Annotated in this window: 20 protein-coding genes; 13 read left to right on the plus strand and 7 right to left on the minus strand. The window is 48.8% G+C overall.

Annotated features, from left to right (window positions below):
• Positions 1-68 precede the first annotated feature (68 nt).
• The 4 genes from L6H70_RS03370 to L6H70_RS03385 all read left to right on the plus strand — a co-directional run bounded on the left by L6H70_RS03370 (position 69) and on the right by L6H70_RS03385 (position 2,318).
• Positions 69-470: an NUDIX hydrolase gene (locus L6H70_RS03370; protein ID WP_236329761.1), complete on the plus strand. Its 402-nt coding sequence runs from the start codon at positions 69-71 to the stop codon at positions 468-470.
• 166 nt (positions 471-636) lie between these two features.
• Positions 637-1,062 (plus strand): DMT family transporter, encoded by a 426-nt coding sequence (locus tag L6H70_RS03375; RefSeq protein ID WP_236329763.1) that lies wholly within the window; start codon positions 637-639, stop codon positions 1,060-1,062.
• Positions 1,063-1,088: 26 nt separating this feature from the next.
• Positions 1,089-1,787, plus strand: coding sequence for a Crp/Fnr family transcriptional regulator (locus tag L6H70_RS03380; protein ID WP_236329765.1), 699 nt, complete (start codon positions 1,089-1,091; stop codon positions 1,785-1,787).
• A 30-nt stretch (positions 1,788-1,817) separates the two neighbouring features.
• A complete protein-coding gene (locus tag L6H70_RS03385) occupies positions 1,818-2,318 on the plus strand; it encodes a DMT family transporter (protein ID WP_236329767.1) in 501 nt (166 codons plus the stop codon).
• Positions 2,319-2,400: 82 nt separating this feature from the next.
• On the opposite strand, the gene L6H70_RS03390 is transcribed toward L6H70_RS03385, so the two are convergent.
• A complete protein-coding gene (locus tag L6H70_RS03390; RefSeq protein ID WP_236329769.1) occupies positions 2,401-3,447 on the minus strand; it encodes an anthranilate phosphoribosyltransferase in 1,047 nt (348 codons plus the stop codon).
• A gap of 12 nt (positions 3,448-3,459) precedes the next feature.
• Positions 3,460-4,056 (minus strand): ANTAR domain-containing response regulator, encoded by a 597-nt coding sequence (locus L6H70_RS03395; protein ID WP_236329771.1) that lies wholly within the window; start codon positions 4,054-4,056, stop codon positions 3,460-3,462.
• Between the two features lie 332 nt (positions 4,057-4,388).
• Between L6H70_RS03395 and nirB the strand changes: the two genes are divergently transcribed.
• The 5 genes from nirB (at position 4,389) to L6H70_RS03420 (ending at position 9,374) form a co-directional block, all read left to right on the plus strand.
• On the plus strand, positions 4,389-6,818 hold the full coding sequence (nirB, locus tag L6H70_RS03400) for a nitrite reductase large subunit NirB (RefSeq protein ID WP_236329773.1): 2,430 nt from the start codon (positions 4,389-4,391) through the stop codon (positions 6,816-6,818).
• A 19-nt stretch (positions 6,819-6,837) separates the two neighbouring features.
• Positions 6,838-7,149 (plus strand): nitrite reductase small subunit NirD, encoded by a 312-nt coding sequence (gene nirD, locus L6H70_RS03405; protein ID WP_236333093.1) that lies wholly within the window; start codon positions 6,838-6,840, stop codon positions 7,147-7,149.
• An 85-nt stretch (positions 7,150-7,234) separates the two neighbouring features.
• Positions 7,235-8,002, plus strand: a complete 768-nt coding sequence (gene cobA / locus L6H70_RS03410; RefSeq protein WP_236329775.1) for a uroporphyrinogen-III C-methyltransferase — start codon at positions 7,235-7,237, stop codon at positions 8,000-8,002.
• Positions 8,003-8,116: 114 nt separating this feature from the next.
• The gene (locus tag L6H70_RS03415) at positions 8,117-8,449 is read left to right on the plus strand and encodes an iron-sulfur cluster biosynthesis family protein (RefSeq protein ID WP_236329777.1); all 333 of its coding nucleotides are present in this window, start codon (positions 8,117-8,119) and stop codon (positions 8,447-8,449) included.
• A 166-nt stretch (positions 8,450-8,615) separates the two neighbouring features.
• The gene (locus tag L6H70_RS03420) at positions 8,616-9,374 is read left to right on the plus strand and encodes an alpha/beta fold hydrolase (RefSeq protein WP_236329779.1); all 759 of its coding nucleotides are present in this window, start codon (positions 8,616-8,618) and stop codon (positions 9,372-9,374) included.
• Between the two features lie 115 nt (positions 9,375-9,489).
• Here L6H70_RS03420 and L6H70_RS03425 read toward each other — a convergent pair whose 3' ends face one another.
• Positions 9,490-10,248, minus strand: a complete 759-nt coding sequence (locus tag L6H70_RS03425; protein ID WP_236329781.1) for an SDR family oxidoreductase — start codon at positions 10,246-10,248, stop codon at positions 9,490-9,492.
• Positions 10,249-10,434: 186 nt separating this feature from the next.
• Here L6H70_RS03425 and L6H70_RS03430 point away from each other — a divergent pair, with 186 nt between their 5' ends.
• Both L6H70_RS03430 and L6H70_RS03435 read left to right on the plus strand, forming a co-directional pair.
• The gene (locus L6H70_RS03430) at positions 10,435-11,094 is read left to right on the plus strand and encodes a TetR/AcrR family transcriptional regulator (protein ID WP_236329783.1); all 660 of its coding nucleotides are present in this window, start codon (positions 10,435-10,437) and stop codon (positions 11,092-11,094) included.
• Positions 11,094-12,515, plus strand: a complete 1,422-nt coding sequence (locus tag L6H70_RS03435) for a sedoheptulokinase (RefSeq protein WP_236329785.1) — start codon at positions 11,094-11,096, stop codon at positions 12,513-12,515. Before L6H70_RS03430 ends, L6H70_RS03435 begins: the two co-directional genes overlap by 1 nt.
• A 147-nt stretch (positions 12,516-12,662) precedes the next feature.
• On the opposite strand, the gene L6H70_RS03440 is transcribed toward L6H70_RS03435, so the two are convergent.
• The gene (locus L6H70_RS03440) at positions 12,663-13,907 is read right to left on the minus strand and encodes an MFS transporter (RefSeq protein WP_236329786.1); all 1,245 of its coding nucleotides are present in this window, start codon (positions 13,905-13,907) and stop codon (positions 12,663-12,665) included.
• A gap of 116 nt (positions 13,908-14,023) precedes the next feature.
• Here L6H70_RS03440 and L6H70_RS03445 point away from each other — a divergent pair, with 116 nt between their 5' ends.
• Entirely contained in the window at positions 14,024-15,805 is a 1,782-nt protein-coding gene (locus tag L6H70_RS03445) for an SgrR family transcriptional regulator (protein WP_236329788.1), read from the plus strand.
• Between the two features lie 68 nt (positions 15,806-15,873).
• Here L6H70_RS03445 and L6H70_RS03450 read toward each other — a convergent pair whose 3' ends face one another.
• Both L6H70_RS03450 and L6H70_RS03455 read right to left on the minus strand, forming a co-directional pair.
• A complete protein-coding gene (locus tag L6H70_RS03450; RefSeq protein WP_236329790.1) occupies positions 15,874-16,419 on the minus strand; it encodes a P-loop nucleotide/nucleoside kinase family protein in 546 nt (181 codons plus the stop codon).
• Positions 16,420-16,632: 213 nt separating this feature from the next.
• Positions 16,633-17,115, minus strand: coding sequence for a GyrI-like domain-containing protein (locus tag L6H70_RS03455; RefSeq protein ID WP_236329792.1), 483 nt, complete (start codon positions 17,113-17,115; stop codon positions 16,633-16,635).
• 159 nt (positions 17,116-17,274) lie between these two features.
• Here L6H70_RS03455 and L6H70_RS03460 point away from each other — a divergent pair, with 159 nt between their 5' ends.
• Positions 17,275-17,700 carry a VanZ family protein gene (locus L6H70_RS03460; protein WP_236329794.1) on the plus strand — a complete coding sequence of 142 codons (426 nt, stop codon included), beginning with the start codon at positions 17,275-17,277 and terminating at the stop codon, positions 17,698-17,700.
• Positions 17,701-17,717: 17 nt separating this feature from the next.
• On the opposite strand, the gene L6H70_RS03465 is transcribed toward L6H70_RS03460, so the two are convergent.
• Positions 17,718-18,344 (minus strand): acetylglutamate kinase, encoded by a 627-nt coding sequence (locus L6H70_RS03465; RefSeq protein WP_423802766.1) that lies wholly within the window; start codon positions 18,342-18,344, stop codon positions 17,718-17,720.
• Positions 18,345-18,386: the final 42 nt, after the last annotated feature.

An 18,386-nucleotide genomic window follows, 5' to 3' on the forward strand; every position in this document is an offset into this window, starting at 1 on the left:
CCTTTTCTCAGCAACGGATATTGCTTTACTCTTAGAAAGAGCAAAGTCAAGATTCGGAGGGGATTTCCATGACTGCAATGATAGACAAGATAGCCTGGATTCACATCGTTGAAGGGAAAGTATTAAGTGCACGTTCCAACGGTAAGGACACCTATTATTTTCCCGGCGGCAAGCGTGAAGCGGGTGAAACCGACAACGAGACCTTAATCCGCGAAATCGAAGAGGAATTAACGGTCCATATTCAGCCGGATACCATTCAGCTGTTCGGCAAATTTGCCGCAGCAGCCCACGGTAAAGAGGCAGGGGTACAGGTCCAAATGACCTGTCTGACTGCGGATTATAGCGGAACGCTTGCTCCGGCAGCGGAAATCGCTGAACTGGCCTGGCTGAGTTATAAAGACAGAGACAAGGTTTCCGCTGTCAGCCAACTTATTTTTGACCAATTGCATGAAATGAAGCTGCTCCTCTAATTGGATGTTAACCAGATATGGCCCGTTTCAGCCTGTTAAGGCTTGAAGCGGGCTTTCGTCTACTTATGGCAGATTAGTAAATTTCAGTTTAGGACATATGTCCTTCACGGATTACGCCGGATGTCATTTAATTAAAGCAGAGAACACATAGAGGAGAGAGAAGCATATGAAAGGAATTATATTTGCCTTTATTGCAGGAGCGTGCATTACGCTGCAAGGGGTCGCAAACGCGCGAATTAGCCAGGATATCGGCACATGGCAGGCGGCGACAATAACCCAGCTTACCGGTTTTATTATGGCGCTGGTCATTCTGCTGTTTGTACGGGATGGAAAGAAACAAGGCTTGAAAAAAGTTAAACCTTTATATCTGACGGGAGGCGGACTGGCCGCATTCATTATTTTCAGCGAAGTTACCGCCATTCAGAACATTGGAGTCACCTTTACCATATCTGCGCTGCTGATTGCCCAGCTGTTTTTGACCTTCCTGATCGATATTAACGGCTGGTTTGGTGTAGCTAAACAAAAAATGCGGCTACCCCAGTTCCTTGGCATCGGGATGATGATTGCCGGTGTCATTATTCTCAAATTCTGAGACCCAGCCGGAGGTGAAAATCTGCGATGAAAGAAATTAAAGACCGCCAGCAGATAGATTCCTATATGAAGGATCAACAGCTGGATGCGATTTTTACCGGACCCTTAGGTGAGCATTTATCGCTCTACAGTTTTGATCAGGGAGAGTATATTTGTTCCAAAGGTGACCCATCAGGAACGCTGTATATATTAGTAAAGGGTAAGCTGAAGATTTACACGACAACTGCCGAAGGTAAAACCTTAATCATCTCCTTTAAGACACCGCTTGAGTTGATTGGGGATGTTGAATATATTCAGGGGACTGAGATGATAAATACGGTTGAAGCTGTATCCCCAGTGCATATGCTCGGTATCTCATACGTCTGGCTTCAGAAACATGGCAAGAATAACCCCGCGCTGCTACAGTTTTTGCTGGAGATTATCACGCTAAAGTTTTACCGTAAATCGGATTTTCTGAGTCTCAATCTAATGCATCCGGTGGAGGTGCGGCTGGCCAGTTACCTGCTGTCGATCAGCTATGATGAATCAGATCCTTCATTTACCGGTCAGCTTAAGACAATTAATCTGGTGGATACGGCCAACTTTATCGGCACCAGCTATAGACATTTGAACCGGGTACTGCAGAAATTTTGCCGGGACGGATTAACCGAACGCAGCAAAGGGCTCATCCTTGTAAAAGACCGGAAAGGGCTTAGCGCCGTGGCCCACCGAAATATTTATGAATAACTAATTCGTAACATAAGGAGTTTTTGCAAAATGATACTTGGACTATTATTGGCTTTATTCGCGGGATCGCTGGTAAGCCTGCAGAATATTTTTAACAGTAAAGTGAATGAACATACGGGATCATGGACCACGACAACACTGGTTTTGGGCATGGGCTTCATCGCTTCCCTGATTATGGGACTGATCACTCAAGGAACTGGCATGTTCACACTGCAGCATATGCAGGCGTGGTATTGGTTCAGCGGAGTTATCGGTGTGGGGGTTGTAATCTGTCTCGTGCAAGCTACCAAGCTGCTGGGAGCTACTTACGCAATTTCGATTGTACTAACATCCCAGCTGGGTTTCGCGCTGTTATGGGATTCACTGGGATGGCTGGGTCTGACTAAGGTTCCGTTCTCCCTCAATCAGCTGCTGGGTGTTCTGGTCATCGTTGGCGGTATTCTAGTATTCAAATTAGGCGGAGGCCGTGAGGCTGAGCCAGAGGATAAAGTTAAGTCTGGCCAGCGGCGGCAGGCCCTGCATATGGACTAATGAATCTTAACCTGAATAAGCCAGAGCCTCCTGAATCCCAGGTAGCTCTGGCTTATATTTTTGTGTCATACGGCGCTGCCGGCTACACTTGTCCCAGCGAAGCTGCTTTGCTGCCGTGAAGCAGGCTTTTCCACTTCGCGTATACCGCCCATGCCTCGCCATTGTCGAGCAGATGCTTGCAGGTGTACACGCCTTCTTCAATCGAATTCACCTTGCCGGCCAGATGGAGTCTGACTCCGCCATTTAGCAGGGTCTGGTTGTAAAAGGCCATGTGCCCGCCGCCCTGAAGAACCTCCTCCGCAGTTTGCAGTTGGCGCAGGGCCGTCCATTCCAGCTCAGGAACTTCCGTTTCCAGCCCAAGGGACTCCGGATCGATGATATCCAGCTGGGCCTGGCCGCCAGTGATCGTGTATACCCGGTTTGGACGGTCGATGTAGAGATCCTCGGAGCCTTCAACCCCCTGGACAATCAGTCCTTTTTGATACCCGAGCTTAATGATCAGTCTGGAGAGACGGTCAAATACGGTATTATGATAAATCCCGAATACGATATAAGGGGAGCAAGAATAGTCAATCAGCTTCTCTGCGGTATTCAGGATGGTTCTCATTCCGATATCCTCTCTTAGGGGGCGGAGGGCACCGAGCGGGGGACACCAGTCTTCTGCTTTGGCGAACAGCACGCCGCTGCCGGCTGCCGCTTCAATGGCATCAGCCTGTGTTAGCCTCGCGATATCTATGCCGGACTCCTGAATCATATCCTGCAAGGTAACGCCCCATTTTGGGGGAAGACAAGCTGTACCATGCAGGGTAACCGGCACACCTGCAGCGGATAGCAGAAAAGCTGTTGGAAAAGTTGCGATGAAGGAATGCTTCCGCCCGTCATAAGGTCCTGCGCAATCAAGTCCCTGCAGCACCGGTTCACGGCGGGCAAGCTTACGACTGACGGCTACAAAAGCTTCTAGCTCTTCAATACTCTCCAGCTTGATCCGTTCAGCGATCAAAAAGGCTCCGATCTGCACAGGAGAGGCCGTCTGCCCTAGGATCGCTTCTGCTGCAATGAGCGCTTCATCGTAGCTCAAATCCCGCGCGCCGCGTTTGCCTCTGGCGACTTCTTTTAGAATATTAATCATGTCGGATTCTCCTTAAGTTTGATCCTGCAGCAGCTGATAGACTTTGACGATGGATGTAGCTACATCCACCATACGTTTACGTTCGTTCATCGCCTGCTTACGTAAAAGGTCGTAGGCTTCGGATTCACTGATGTTTTTGGCTTTGGACAGAATGCCCTTGGCCATATCGATCCATTTGCGTTCCTCGATCCGCGCAAGCAGCTGTTCCTTCTCTTTCAGCCACTGATGGCGCTCAAAGCACTGTCTGGAGCTGAAATGAAGAATCCAATGTATCTCCTGGGCCTGCATAGAAGGGGAGAGAATACCATCCACCATAATATCATCACCGCAGGCAGAGACGGATAAGTTTGCGGTAGATGAGGTGCACCACCACAGAACAGGGGCGATTTTGTGCCGGATAAGCTTTTCTCTCCAGAGATTAATCTCGGTAATCGGCATATTCAGAATGAAGGCGTCAATATCCCGGATCATTCCAGCAGCCTGCTCCTGGTCAGTGGCTACACCGACTACATACCCGCAGGACTTAAGAATGCCTTCCGGACTCTGTGCTGAGCGAGTCTCTATGTCGTTCTCTGTTTTGCCGTTATGAATCAAGAGCAGGGAATGCATAGCTTGACGCTCCTTTTAGATCGTAATGATCGAGGCATAATAGCTGAAGTGTACCGCTAATTGATTAGATGTTATATTATATAACACAAAACACCCTGTTTTGTCGATGGATTTAATAAATAAAAATTTATATGTCATCATTATTGACATTTAGCGAGGTGCTGTAGTATAGTCGATTTAACAAATTCATTATTACGGCGAGTACAACGATGTATTCGGTCGAAGCGGCAATGGCGCCTGCTCTCACAATATCGCAACGGGAAAACTATTTTTCCGGGCGGGGTGAAGCGGGTTATTTCTGTTGTCTACATGGAGAGGGGAGAGAGAGACATATGTCTACTTTACGCAAAAAACTGGTCATGGTCGGCAATGGAATGGCGGGGGTAAGAGCGATCGAGCATTTATTGAAATTGGCCCCCGAGGCTTATGAAATTACAATATTCGGTGCCGAACCGCATCCCAATTATAACCGGATAATGCTGTCCTCTGTCCTTGCAGGCGGAGCTTCTATGAACGATATCATCATTAATGATCTGGAATGGTACCACAGTAATGGCATCCGTCTTTATACAGGACATACCGTAACTTCCATCGATACCCGCCAGAAAAAAGTGCACACGGATAAAGGCATTGAAGCCAGTTATGATGAGCTGATTCTGGCCACCGGGTCTAATCCGTTCATGCTGCCGCTGCCTGGAGCTGAGAAGGAGGGTGTGATCGCATTCCGCGACATTAAGGACACCCAGATTATGCAGGAAACAGCGAAGACTCACCGGAAAGCACTGGTGATCGGCGGCGGTCTGCTGGGACTGGAGGCGGCCAGAGGGCTTTTGCATCTGGGGATGGAGGTATCCGTTGTCCATATCCATGAATATATTATGGAACGCCAATTAGATGAAGCAGCATCTGTGATGCTCCGCAAAGAGCTGGAAGCGCAGGGGATGAAGTTCCTCCTGAAGAAGCAGTCAGAAGCCATCCTGGGCAAAAAAAGAGTGAAGGGCCTGTTGTTTGCCGACGGAGAAATTGCTGAAGCAGACCTGATTGTAATGGCCGTGGGCATTAAACCGAATATTGAACTGGCCCGCAAAAGCGGGATTGAGATCAACCGCGGCATTATCGTAAATGATTATATGGAGACAAACACTCCCGGGGTATATTCCGTAGGGGAATGTGCAGAGCACCGGGGGATCGCATACGGGCTGGTTGCTCCATTATATGAACAAGGAGCCGTTCTCGCCAAAAGACTGGCAGGGGTACAGACCGAAGGCTATGCGGGTTCGATCACTTCAACCAAGCTGAAGGTGTCAGGTGTGGATGTATTCTCAGCGGGCCAGTTTACCGAACAGCCCGGTTCCCGGGCGCTCCGTTACCAGGATGAGATTGAAGGAGTCTATAAGAAACTGGTGATTAAGGATGACAAGCTGGTAGGCGCGGTGTTGTTCGGAGACACGGGAGACGGGGCGCAGCTGTTCTCCATGATTAAGAATCATGAGAATATTAAAGGAATGGAGAAAGAGCTGCTGCTCGGCGTATCATCTGATGCGCTGGCTTCACCAAAAGGGAATCGCCTGGAAGCGATGGCTGATGATGAGATTATCTGCGGCTGCAACGGCGTGTCTAAAGGCGCAATTGCCGAAGCGATACAATCCGGAGGGTGTACCAGTGTGGGAGCGATCAAAGCCTGCACGAAGGCTTCTGCTTCCTGCGGCGGCTGCAAACCGCTGGTGGAAGGACTGTTACAAATATACGCCGGTGATAATGCTGTAACGGTGAAGGAAGGCATTTGCGGCTGCACCACGCTTGGACGTGATGAGATTGTTGCCGAAATCAAACGCATGGAGCTGAAGACGGTAAAGGAAGTAATGAATGTACTGGACTGGAGCAATGACGAAGGCTGTGCCAAATGCCGTCCTTCCCTGAATTATTATCTGGGCATGCTGTGGCCGGAAGAATATATCGATGAAAAGGAATCCAGATTCACGAACGAACGCTACCACGCCAATATTCAAAAAGACGGAACCTATTCCGTAGTGCCGCGGATTTACGGCGGGGTTACCACACCGGCTGATCTGATCAAAATCGCTGAGGTTGCAGCCAAATTCGATGTGCCCATGGTGAAGTTCACCGGCGGACAGAGATTGGATCTGCTCGGCGTCAAGAAAGAGGATCTGCCGAAGATGTGGGAGGAGCTGGATATGCCATCCGGCCATGCCTACGGCAAGACACTCCGGACCGTCAAGACCTGTGTCGGCTCTACCTTCTGCCGGTTCGGTACCCAGGATGCGATCGGCATGGGAATCCGGCTGGAGAAAGCCTTCGAGCGGCTCAACACTCCGGCCAAGGTGAAACTGGCAGTATCCGGCTGTCCGCGCAACTGTGCAGAAGCTACAATCAAGGACTTCGGTGTTGTTGCGATCGATGGAGGCTGGGAGCTGCATATCGGCGGCAACGGTGGTGTGCACGTTCGGGCCACGGATCTGCTCTGCGTAGTCAAAACAGATGATGAGGTGCTGGAATGGGCCAGTGCATTCCTACAATACTACCGTGAGAATGCCGGATGGAATGAGCGGACTGCCCAGTGGGTTGAGCGTGTAGGGCTGGAAAGCATCAAGCAGGCACTTGATGACAGGGAAGAGCGCCTTGCCCTGAAGGAGCGGATTGAAGCCACCCTGCGATTGACAAGCGACCCATGGAAGCAGATTGTCAATGAGCCGGAGCTGCGTAAAAATTTCGAGCCTATTACACAACCTGAGACGGTATAAGGAGGCCCTACCCATGACAATGACCAAAATGCTCGTAGGCAATGTAAATGAAATTGATATTAAAGGGTCCCGGAAGCTGCTTGTGGGGAATACCGAAATCGCCTTGTTTCGCCTAACAACAGGAGAGGTTCTGGCTATTGAGAATAAATGCCCCCACAAAGGAGGCGCTTTGTCTGAAGGTATGGTCTGCGGATCAAGAGTGCATTGTCCGCTCCACGACTGGAGAATAGATCTGCACAGCGGCAATGTTCTAACCCCGGATACAGGTCATGTTAAGACCTATGAGGTAGAAATTGACCCTGAAAGCGGCAGTATCTATCTGACCATATAGTTCTTAAACAAAGTAGAGGCGGGGATAATATGCATGATTATTCTGATATAGAGACCGTCAAGCTGGCCTCGCTGGGGGAAAGCTTATGAAACAGGGCAGTATATCTATCGTCGGTGCAGGCCCGGGTGATCCTGAGCTGATCACGGTCAAAGCAATGCGCCGCATTCAGGCAGCAGATGTTATTCTGTATGACCGCCTCGTGAATGAAGAACTGCTGGATTATGCATCAGGTGACGCGATCCGCATCTATTGCGGGAAAGCTCCTGGTCAGCATTCCATGCCTCAAGAATCCACAGAGCGGTTGATGATCAAGTACGCTGCAGCAGGCAGTCATGTGGTCCGTTTAAAGGGAGGAGATCCGTTCGTTTTTGGCAGAGGCGGGGAAGAAGCATTGGCCGCCGCCGCTGCCGGAATACCGTACGAGATCATTCCCGGAATTACTTCGGCCATCGGGTCAGCCGCTTCCGCCGGTATTCCGCTGACCCACCGGGGAGTAGCCGCCTCATTCGCCATCGTAACCGGCAGCCGCTGTCAGGACGCTGATGCTCCTGTCCGCTGGGATATGTTGGCCCACAGTGTGGATACTTTGGCAATCTATATGGGCGTCAGCCGGTTAAGCGAAATCTGCGGGCAGCTGATGAAGCACGGCAAGGATCCGCAGACTCCGGTTGCCTTAATCGAGAACGGAACCACATCAGGCGAGCGGACGGTCACTGGAACTCTTGGCAACATCGGCAAGCTGGCGGCAATGATGAAGATCCATAATCCGGCAATGATTATCGTCGGAGAAGTAGTTAATGTAAGAGAGCAGCTGCTAAGTCTGGAGCATGCGGCCCGTTCGCAGATCGGTTGAGCCGGGAATGTCACAAAGGTAGTGAGTGCGGTCACACGGGTGGAAGGTGCAGCCGGGTTATATTTGCGGTATACTCTATTCACAGAATGCACCGCTCCAAGGAGGTAACTATCTATGCACATTCAACTCGATACGCTAACTACTGACCGGCTTCTTAAGAGTCTTGCAGGCCAGCCGGGATCCTTCAAGCTGTTCTATGATACGGAAGACTGCGGCTGTAATGGCGTGCTGGTCATTCAGATTATTACTGAGCCAAATGCAACAGATATTGTATTTCAGCAAGAACCGTTCACGTTTCTCTGTGACCGTCAGCAGGAATCCTTGTTCGATGAGGTCATGCGGCTGGAAGCGGAAGAGAATTATCCCTCTTACAAGCTAACAAGTGATTCTACGCTGTTCGGCAGCAATATCAGGGTAAGGGACACACGTCAACAAACGGTTAATTAGAATATAGAACATCGTCACTCAGTAAATCCCGTTTGCCGGAATCTTTGGTAGACGGGATTTTTGTATAGTCAGGAGGTGCGATAAGAATTAACCAGGAGGTTTTGAAACCACTACCCAAACAGGTCGTACTGATTGACATATATATTAATAATGCGAGGTGTTGTACTTGGGTATTGAGAGGCAAATTGTAAATACTTCAAAAGGAAGGCTGCAATATAACATCAGCGGTAACGGAAGTCCGGCGATTGTATTAATTAATGGCGGCTCGGGGCCTATTGAAGGATGGATGAGAATTCTGCCGCAACTTGCGAATTGGTCATCTGTATTTTCCTATAATCGCTTTGGTGTTGCAGGAAGTGACAAACCTCAAGAACCCCAAGACGGGTTGACCATAATTGAAACCTTGCGGGAAGTATTAAAGATAATTGGTCTTGAACCTCCATATGTATTGGTCGGACATTCATTGGGCGGATTATATGCAAATTTGTATGCTCGGCGATACCCGAATGAAATAGCAGGGGTTGTATTTTTAGAATCCAGTCATCCGAAAGATATTGAGCTGGAGGCGTATCAAGGAAAGGTAATCAAGAGGATCAATAAGATATTGTCGGTATTCGATTCCTTATCTCCATATAAGAAATTCAATGAAGTCAATTTTGTAAAGGAAACAGTACAACAAATCCTTACTGCCAATGCGTTTCCGGACATACCGGTATATGTAATAAGCGGAGAGAAAAATAATAAAATGATGCCGGAGATCGTTCGCACTAAACGACTGGAGCATCAGCTGGAGCTACTTTCTTTATCCGCAAACAGCAAACATTTCTCTGCAAAAAATAGCGGACATTTCCCGCAGTTCTCCGAACCCCAAATCGTCATAAACGCAATTCGGGAATGTTGGGAGCAAATGAAAGGAAACCTGTAATAAGGGAACATTATGAGTAAATTTTATACTATAAGAGCACGTGGTTCCGCTCAAACAAACAACAAACAGCAAGTCTCCGTAAAAGAGTCCTGCTGTTTGTTGTATTGTCTAAAGTTTAATAAGCGGTCCAGCCGCCATCAGCGGTTATGACTGAAGCGTTCACAAAGCTGGCTTCATCGGAAGCGAGAAACAGTGCTACCTTTGCGATTTCATCCGGCTTGCCGTTGCGCGGGTTAAGCGCTAATCCGGCCTGGATACGTCCCATACCGAATTCGTTAATATGGGTCATCGTTGAGCCGATATTCGTCTCTACTCCGCCTGGTGCAATCGCGTTACAGCGAATTCCTTCCTTGGCGTACATAAACCCGGTGTTCTTGGTGAAACCGACAACGGCATGCTTGGTGGCAGTATAGGCAGCGCCGGCACGGGCACCGAATAAGCCGCCAGCAGAGGCGATGTTGATGATAACCCCTTTTTTCTTATCTAGGAATAGGGGGAGTACTTTGCGGGTTGCGCGCATGACAGAGGTTGTATTGATAGCAAAAATCCGCTCCCACTGGTCATCCTTAATGTCACCTGCAGGCTCGAAGTTATCCATAATGCCAGCATTGTTGACCAGTATATCTACTGTTCCATACGTTGTGATAGCAGTATCGATTAGATTCTGAATATCTTCCTCTACAGCAACATTAGTCTTGACCATGATCGCATCGCCGCCGGCGGCTTTGATCTCATCCACTGTACCGTTAGCAGCCTCTGGATTAATGTCGGAAACAACGACCTTCGCACCTTCTTTGGCATATAGAATAGCGATCGCTTTGCCCATCCCTGAAGCAGCTCCGGTAATTACAGCAACCTTGTCTTGAAGCCTCATCTTCATTCCTCCTATCATTGTAGTTTCATTACCCAAGCAGCCCTGGTGAAGTTTTTCTTCAAAATTCATTCATAGTATAATTAATTTTAAATTAAATATTCAATATGCAAACTTGAACGTTACTGTCTGTTAAGCAACACTATTATTGACGATTGTACAGTATCAGCAAATTGATAGGAGGTTCCCATGACGACTACATCTCCCGTGTTAGACCGAAGAATAAGCAAATCCCAAGCGGCACTGAAGGATGCCATGATCCAGCTGCTGCATAAAAAAGATTTCAAAGACATCTCTGTCACAGACATCGTACAGCAGGCGAACCTGAACCGCGGCACCTTCTACAGGCATTATCAATATAAAGAGGAGCTGTTCGAAGCTATACTGGAGGATGTTACGACGGATCTGATCAACTCCTACCGTGAGCCTTATTTGCGTAATGAAACCTTTGAAGTCGGAAAGCTGACCTCTGCCGGGGTAAAAATCTTTGATCATGTGGCAAGAAATGCTTACTTTTACAAGCTAATAGATAATACGGGTGCACTAGCCGGCTTTCAGCACCGCATTTGTCATGTCCTTAAAACACTGGCGCTCCATGATATGATGCACACGCCAACAGTAAAGGACAAGCTCAATCATGAGCTGCAGGCCAGTTATCAGGCTTATGCTATTCTGGGTATGATCATCGAATGGATCAATTCCGGATTCAAATACAGCTCTACATATATGGCGGAGCAGCTGGTAGCCATCATTCATTTCAATTCCGCAGATGTTATATTTACACCGCATATCTCTGAATTAAGTTTTGATCCTGTAATAGACAATGTGTACAGAGAAGGGGAACACTGATGAAGTTTATTGGACTGGATATTGGTACGACATCAATCACCGGACTGATCTATGACCTGGAGCAGAAGACGGTTGTCTTCTCCGTCACCGATGACAGCGGCACTGGCACACTGGAGCACAAAGAAGAGTGGGAACGGCTTCAAGATCCCGAATCTATCATTAAGAGAACCAGTAGGATTCTTGAACAACTCTATCCCATGGAGGAGGAAATAAGCGGAATTGGCTTAACCGGACAGATGCACGGAATTGTCTATACGGATAACATGGGGCAACATGTCAGTCCATTATACACATGGCAGGACGGCAGAGCCGGTCTGCCAATGGATGGCGGTACTTCTTATGCACAGAAGCTGAGTGAGACTACAGGCTATAACATTGCTCCGGGTTACGGGCTTGCTACTCATTACTATAACATCCAGAACGGGCTAGTTCCGGCTGCTGCGGTCAACTTCTGTACGATTACAGATTATGCCGCACTTCGCCTGACAGGGAGCAGGTCGCCGTTAATCGATGCAACTCAGGCTGCCGGTATCGGGTGCTACAGTTTTGATGCGGGAGGGTTTGACTATGCAGCGATTGAACGGGCTGGAATACATACAGGGTTGTTGCCGCAGGTGGTACCTTCCGGTACGCTGATTGGAACCACGCCAAGAGGGATCCCGGTGTACTGCTCGCTCGGGGATAATCAGGCCAGCTTTCTCGGAAGTGTTCCGGTTCCCGGGGAATCGGTTTTGCTTAATATGGGTACGGGAAGCCAGCTTTCCGTTCTGCTGCCTGATGCTGAGTACCAGTTAGCGGGGATGGAGGTGCGGCCTTTTCCAGGCGGAGGCAGGCTTGTCGTAGGTGCGGCGCTCAGCGGAGGGAAATCCTATGCACTGCTGGAACATTTTTTCCGGGAACTAATTACTGCCTACACGGGAGAGGCACCAGGAAAGCTGTATAGCTTCATGGAGCAGCTTCTCAGTGATGTAGAAACTGCCGGGAAAGAACTGACAGTGAATACGCAGTTTCTCGGCACACGTACGAACCCGGAAGTGCGCGGCAGTATCGGGCAGATTTCGCTGGATAATTTCACTCCTGGCCATCTGGCTCATGCATTCCTGCAAGGGATGATTGATGAGCTGTATGCATTCTATACGACGCTTACTAGATTAACGGGTAGCGCCTTTAAGTATGCGATAGGGTCCGGAAATGCACTGCGTGCCAATGCTGTGTTATGCGGAAAAGCCCAGTCCACTTTTAAGCTGCCGCTGGCGCTTAGTCATTCACCGGAAGAAGCTGCGGTTGGAGCGGCACTCAATGCTGCTGTAGGAGCTGGCGGGGTAGAAAGCTTTACCGAAGCCGGCCAATATATCAGCCTGGAGCTGCCGGCAGCCCCTGAACCCGTTGTACCTGAAGCAGATTTCCCCATAAACCCGTGATCATGCCGAGACAGGCTGTACCTATGCTTTTCCCCGTCTCGGATTTACACTCTGGCGCTCTATCTCGCTTACTGAAGCTGATTTGCAGACGGACGAGTATCTATGCTTCCGCCGGATATATATGAGGAAATAATAGATATATAGAGTTTAATCAGCAACTCCCCGCTGCTTCCAGAGTGGGCTCAACCAGCAGCCGGCGAAGATCAGTAAATTAACGGCAATAGTGATCAGAAATACAGTACGCGGACCGGACAGCTCGGAGATCCAGCCCGATCCCATAATCGCAAACGGCATCCCCAGCTTGAAAATTGAACCGGTAATCCCGCTTACCCGGCCAATGAGATGATAGGGTGTAGTCTCCTGGCGGAACGTCCAGATGCTGACGGTGCTGACCGTCTCGAAACATCCGTACAGGAATAAACCGAGAGCGAGCAGATAAACAGAGTGGGAGGCATAGAAGATAATACTTGTAATCCCGGTGAATAAGCTGGACAAGGTCATTAACCGGCCAACCGGCAAATAACGCCGCAGTCTGCCGATCAGCAGGCTTCCAGCTAGCCCGCCGACTCCAGAAGCCGAGAACACGATCCCAAGCTCCAGATTGCTCAGCTTCAGCTCATCCTTGGCGAAGAAGATAATAGTAGTGTCTACCATACCGGATGAACAATTGAGGAACACAACGGCGATGCTCATCGCGAGCAGCAAACGGTTCGTGCGCAGCTCGGTCCAGCCTGTCTGAAGCTCCTTCCAGAAGCCTTCCCTGCTATGGGCTGCGATTCGTGGAGTTTCATCCGTTCTAATAAAGCTTAAGGTCACGAACGCCAGGCTGAAGGCCACTGCTGTGAGCAGCAATGCTTCATGCAGCTTCGGCAGCATTAGCAGAAGTCCGGTCAGCACGGGTCCGGCGATTCCGACAAAGGTCGTGACGAAGTTATAAGAAGCATTAGCCGGAGTAAGCATGGATGTAGGCAGAGAATGCTTCACCATGGCAACCCTGGCATTGGAGTAGGCATATCCAAAGGTCATCAGCAGAAACCCGGCTACATAGAACAGGAACAGTGAGTGGATACCCCGCTCAATCGCCAGATAAAGTCCGGCAAGTATAACAATCTGCAGCAGAATGGCGGTTAAGGACCATCTCTTCTTATGCGCTCTGTCCACAAGTACACCTATGAACACCGCAAGCAGCAGGTTTGGAAGAAACTCAATGCCACGCATTGTGGACATCACGACTGAGGATTTCGTGAGATCATATAGAATGAGGGGAAGCGCAAGCTCATAAATTTTATTCCCTAATGCCATAACGGCACCCGCGCCGAGCAGAATCATAAAGGCCGGACTCTGCCAGGTCCGCTGGGCTGCTGTGGCAATCGGTACATAATGTTTGGACATATCTGTTTGCACACTCCTCTTTACCTGTTGGTGTCATCAAATTATACTTTTGGGAAAGTAGAAGTAAAATAGAAAAATGAATTCTGCAATTTCGCCTTTTAGGGGAGGGCAATCAGATGGACATGGCGGATTATTATCTGAGGTTAAAAAAACGTTACGCTGCAGAAGCAGACGGCATCTGGTTTCCCGTTACAATGGATGAGCTGGCAGCTGTGTTTGACTGTACTAGGCGCAACACCCAATTCCTGATTCAAAAGCTGAAAGAGGAGCATTTTATCGGCTGGCAACCGGGACTGGGACGGGGGAATACATCAAAGCTTGTTTTGCTGCGCAATAAGGAAGAGCTGATGCTTGAGAGGGCACAGTATTTAGCTTCACATGGCCAGATTAATGAAGCCTTTATGTCCCTCCGGGAAAGTGACGGGGAGTCGCTGCATGCCGAATTCCGCACTTGGCTTGTGGAACAGTTCGGTGTGCAGAAGCAGAAGAGTGAGGCGGATGTGCTGCGGTATCCTTTTTACCGTCCTGTCCTGGATCTAGACCCGATGAAGGTGGTGCGGCGGACAGAAGCGCATATGATCCGCCAGCTGTGTGATACACTGACCCAATATGATGCAGCCAGCGGCCAGCTGAAGGCGGGGCTTGCCCATCACTGGGAACATGACGGAACATGTAGAAGATGGACCTTTTACCTGCGCAAAGGAGTGCTGTTTCATCACGGAAAACGTCTGACTGCAGATGATGTGAAGTATACCTTTGCTCGGATCCTTCAGTGGAACCCGAGGGATTGGCTGGTAAAAAGTGTACAGACTATCGAAGTTTCGGGCACTTACAGCCTGTGCTTTGAGCTGCAGGAGCGAAATGCGCTGTTTGCGCATTTTATTGCTACGGAAAGGTTTGCCATTGTTCCGGATGATCTGGAGCAGCTGGCGGCAAGACGTGATTTTACCAGGCTGCCGGTAGGGACGGGGCCTTTCAGCATTATCAGCAACACAGAATCTATGCTTGTTCTGGAAGCTAATGAGCATTATTTTGCCGGACGGCCTTTTCTGGACCGGATTGAGATGTGGGTGTGGCCCGGTTATGAGGAAGAACTGCGGCAGGAGCAACCGCTCGCTAATTCCCATCTCCTGTATTTTGAGGCGCTTAATAAGGTGGAGTCCGTGCAGACGCTGAATCAGCTTGAGCTGGGGAGCACTGTACTTACTTTCAACCTTTCTAAACCTGGGGTACTGCAGGATTTACAGCTGCGTCAGGCCATTCACCAGGTGATCAGCCGCAAACAAATGATACTGGAGCTGAAAGGCAGGAGAACTCAGCCCGCATCGGGGTTTGATCCTGGCTTCTATGATGCTGGCTACGCCGGTGACTGTTCAGCCGCAGCGACACTGGAACTGTTGAAACACTCCGCATATGCAGGAGAAATTCTCCAGCTGTATACTTATGAATATTTCAGCAATGAAGAGGATGTACGCTGGATTCAGACAGCATGCAGGAACATAGGTGTGCATATTGAGCTAAACGTACTGCCGATCCGGGAGCTGTCACAAGCGGAACTGATCATACAGGCGGATATGATTTATGCGGGTGAAGTGCTGGGTGACGAGCCCTCCATCACACTGCTCGAAATGTACAGGTCGAATAACGGATATATTCAGAACCATCTCGACCCTTCTATAAGACAGAAGGTGGAATCTATGCTGTCTGATGCGATTAGTGCACAAGAGGAGGAACAGCGGAGGGTGGTACTAAGAGCAGTAGAGCACGAACTAAAACAGCGGGTGAACGTACTATTTGTGTATCACAGTCTGCAGGAAGTCGGTCATAATCCGTCACTGCACGGTATCTCGCTGAATGCATGGGGTAAAATCAACTATAAAGATGTCTGGGTGAAGTGACATGATTAAGGCCATCCTTTGGAGGATGGCCATTTTTTAGAGAAGCCCGGTCTGCCTGCACCCTCAGGTTATTCTGCTGTGCTCAATTGCCGCTCATTCCACTTTAACAGGATGTAGCTTTTGATTTGTTCTGCTACTTGAGAAGGTGGTGTAGTGGAGGTGTCGATGGTAGGCATTGGCGGAATATAGTCGGTATCTGCATGGTCGAGTAGCCACTGTGCAAATTGCTCATGCTGCTTCAGCAGATCCTCTGTCCATATGGCATTGTCCTCGCGGCTGCGAAGCCGGGTACTGCGGGTTAGATCATCGCAATGGAGGTTAATAAAGCAGATTTCACTAAAGTTAGCGTAAGTATCACATTTTTCGGCATCCCAGGTCATAAACGTCCCGCAAATAATGGTACCTCTCCCTGACTTCGCTACGGCGTTCGCAAAATGCAGCAGTAGGTTATACCTGTCCTTATATTCCAGCTTATCCGCGGTTGTACCGAAATTATCAAGATCTGTGCTGAACACCACAAATTCGGGCATCAATGTTCTTAATTCATGCATCACGGTTGTCTTTCCTACGCCACTGGCACCTGTGATAATAAATAACGGCAATTTCTGTGTCATGATTCAGTTCTCCTTATATACTCAGTGATATAGCGGTGGTCCTCCTCAGAACTTGTCCAAAAGATAACAGGGGCCCGCGTAATATTCATTTGATGCAAGGCAATATTACGGTGGCGTCCATCATTGATCTCAAATCTGCCGAAGATATCGGAAATGGTGTATCCTGGGATAGCCAGTATATGAAAAAAGACGCCCGATCAGGCGTCCATGTGACTACTTTATAGCTATGTAGATCTCGATTTCTAAGTTTGCCGGATCGTACTTTCTGGTGTCGTAAAGCTCGAAATCTCCCGTGTACGTTCTGACCTCCGGTGAATCCTTGAAATAATCCCATATTTCTTGCCAGGCTTCCGCAACGACTTCATACACCGGACCTTTTCGTGTTTTGAAGACGAGGTACTTGCTCTCTGGTATTCGCATAACTTCAAGATTGTTGTCGTCCTGCGCCCGCGCATCGTTAATCTCATGTCCAATTAAGGTGGTATAAGCCCCATTTGCGTCACTTTCGTAGTCGGTATAAAGCGCGTAAATATAATGGGGATCTCTGATCCCGGGCAGGGAGGGGAGATTGCTCTGAAAGTAGGTTTCCCATAGCTTTGGCAAGCGCCCGTCTGTTCCGGCTTCTTCTGCGTTTGTGGTGCGTACCGCTACTCCTGTTAGCATCAGCTTTTGCTTGTGAGTGGTAAAAGTAATCATAGTCTGCATCAACTCCTTGCAACAAATTATACAGGGAGTAACTTGACTACCTAGTGTCAGGTATAGAAGGGATGTTCTGATAAATTGATTAAGTAGCTGGCAAAAAGCTATAATAGCTACTATATCTATTCATCCACGTATCATGAAAGTAGGATCATTATGAAAGTCGTTATGCTGCTCTTTTGGGGAATTGTGCTGTTCATTTTCACGTGTGCCGCCAATTCAAGCTTTTGGAGTACAGGTGTACTGCCGTATTTCCATTGGACGTCCTCACCGGATTTTCATCACTTGCTCCAGATGGATCTTTACCACACTAAGGCTTATATTATCCGGAAAATCGGGCATTTTTCGGGGTTTTCCATTTTCGGAACTCTGCTCTACCGCATCAATAAAAGCTATGGGAAAAGCATTTTATGGTCCGTAGGATTTGCCGTTGCAACTGAAATATTTCAGCTGTACTTCGGGCGAGACGGAAGGCTGTACGATATGGTTATTGACTCCTCAGGTATCCTGACCGGAATGATCCTTCTGGCACTTATGAAGAGCCGGATTAGAACAAGCGGATTGATAAGCCGGCGCAGTTAAATCAGTTAATCAAGCGCTTAAGCTGCCCCTGCATATAAATAGGTACTCAAAAAATCAGCCATGGTTAATGCCTGCCGTTCAATACGGTCATAGAGCTGAATACTGCCTTTGTAATCCTGCTGCAACATCGTGACTGCTTCTGCCTTTGTTAAGGCAAGATGCTCGTAAAACATTTTCCGGAATTCTTCCTTAGGGAAATAGGGATTCAAACGGGAGGGTAATTCAATAATCTGATCAGCATTTGCATACCACCGCTTCTCTGCTGACGCAGCGGCTGCGGAGTCTCCTGCTTTTGCCGCTTTCACAAGCTCAGAGGCGATAACCAAATGCTCTTTAATCAGTTTGCTGAAGGCATCGGCTGTGGCAGCTCCATATAAGGGTCTAAGCGCGTCCCCCATATCCGTGGCATTCCGCAGAAGCCGGGCTACCACTGGATCGGTATCGGGCAAGCCGAAGACAAGACTGGTGATCGCCATGCGGGTCCAAGCCACATGCTGCTCCCATAAAGAGCGCATGGCTTCCTTGAACTCAAACTGACCGGGGGAGAAGCAAATCAATTGCTGGCCTGTATTTGCAGGGGAAATATTAGACCATCCATACACCGATCTATTCGTATAAGGGCTGAAGCCGCCATTAGGATACATTAAAGATCCTCCCTTGAATTTTGATACCCTATACTATGGGTA

The organism is Paenibacillus auburnensis (assembly GCF_927798115.1).
In the GTDB taxonomy this organism is placed as follows: domain Bacteria; phylum Bacillota; class Bacilli; order Paenibacillales; family Paenibacillaceae; genus Paenibacillus_AQ; species Paenibacillus_AQ auburnensis.

Excerpts from the sequence above, each read along its gene's own strand:
- L6H70_RS03390 (WP_236329769.1), bottom strand. The coding sequence starts at position 3,447 with ATGATTAATATTCTAAAAGAAGTCGCCAGAGGCAAACGCGGCGCGCGG.
- L6H70_RS03460 (WP_236329794.1), top strand. The coding sequence starts at position 17,275 with ATGAAAGTCGTTATGCTGCTCTTTTGGGGAATTGTGCTGTTCATTTTC.
- L6H70_RS03415 (WP_236329777.1), top strand. The coding sequence starts at position 8,117 with ATGCACATTCAACTCGATACGCTAACTACTGACCGGCTTCTTAAGAGT.
- L6H70_RS03440 (WP_236329786.1), bottom strand. The coding sequence starts at position 13,907 with ATGTCCAAACATTATGTACCGATTGCCACAGCAGCCCAGCGGACCTGG.
- nirD (WP_236333093.1), top strand. The coding sequence starts at position 6,838 with ATGACCAAAATGCTCGTAGGCAATGTAAATGAAATTGATATTAAAGGG.
- L6H70_RS03455 (WP_236329792.1), bottom strand. The coding sequence starts at position 17,115 with ATGATTACTTTTACCACTCACAAGCAAAAGCTGATGCTAACAGGAGTA.
- nirB (WP_236329773.1), top strand. The coding sequence starts at position 4,389 with ATGTCTACTTTACGCAAAAAACTGGTCATGGTCGGCAATGGAATGGCG.
- L6H70_RS03465 (WP_423802766.1), bottom strand. The coding sequence starts at position 18,344 with ATGTATCCTAATGGCGGCTTCAGCCCTTATACGAATAGATCGGTGTAT.
- L6H70_RS03395 (WP_236329771.1), bottom strand. The coding sequence starts at position 4,056 with ATGCATTCCCTGCTCTTGATTCATAACGGCAAAACAGAGAACGACATA.
- L6H70_RS03450 (WP_236329790.1), bottom strand. The coding sequence starts at position 16,419 with ATGACACAGAAATTGCCGTTATTTATTATCACAGGTGCCAGTGGCGTA.
- L6H70_RS03430 (WP_236329783.1), top strand. The coding sequence starts at position 10,435 with ATGACGACTACATCTCCCGTGTTAGACCGAAGAATAAGCAAATCCCAA.
- L6H70_RS03375 (WP_236329763.1), top strand. The coding sequence starts at position 637 with ATGAAAGGAATTATATTTGCCTTTATTGCAGGAGCGTGCATTACGCTG.
- L6H70_RS03425 (WP_236329781.1), bottom strand. The coding sequence starts at position 10,248 with ATGAGGCTTCAAGACAAGGTTGCTGTAATTACCGGAGCTGCTTCAGGG.
- L6H70_RS03435 (WP_236329785.1), top strand. The coding sequence starts at position 11,094 with ATGAAGTTTATTGGACTGGATATTGGTACGACATCAATCACCGGACTG.
- L6H70_RS03445 (WP_236329788.1), top strand. The coding sequence starts at position 14,024 with ATGGACATGGCGGATTATTATCTGAGGTTAAAAAAACGTTACGCTGCA.
- cobA (WP_236329775.1), top strand. The coding sequence starts at position 7,235 with ATGAAACAGGGCAGTATATCTATCGTCGGTGCAGGCCCGGGTGATCCT.
- L6H70_RS03370 (WP_236329761.1), top strand. The coding sequence starts at position 69 with ATGACTGCAATGATAGACAAGATAGCCTGGATTCACATCGTTGAAGGG.
- L6H70_RS03380 (WP_236329765.1), top strand. The coding sequence starts at position 1,089 with ATGAAAGAAATTAAAGACCGCCAGCAGATAGATTCCTATATGAAGGAT.
- L6H70_RS03385 (WP_236329767.1), top strand. The coding sequence starts at position 1,818 with ATGATACTTGGACTATTATTGGCTTTATTCGCGGGATCGCTGGTAAGC.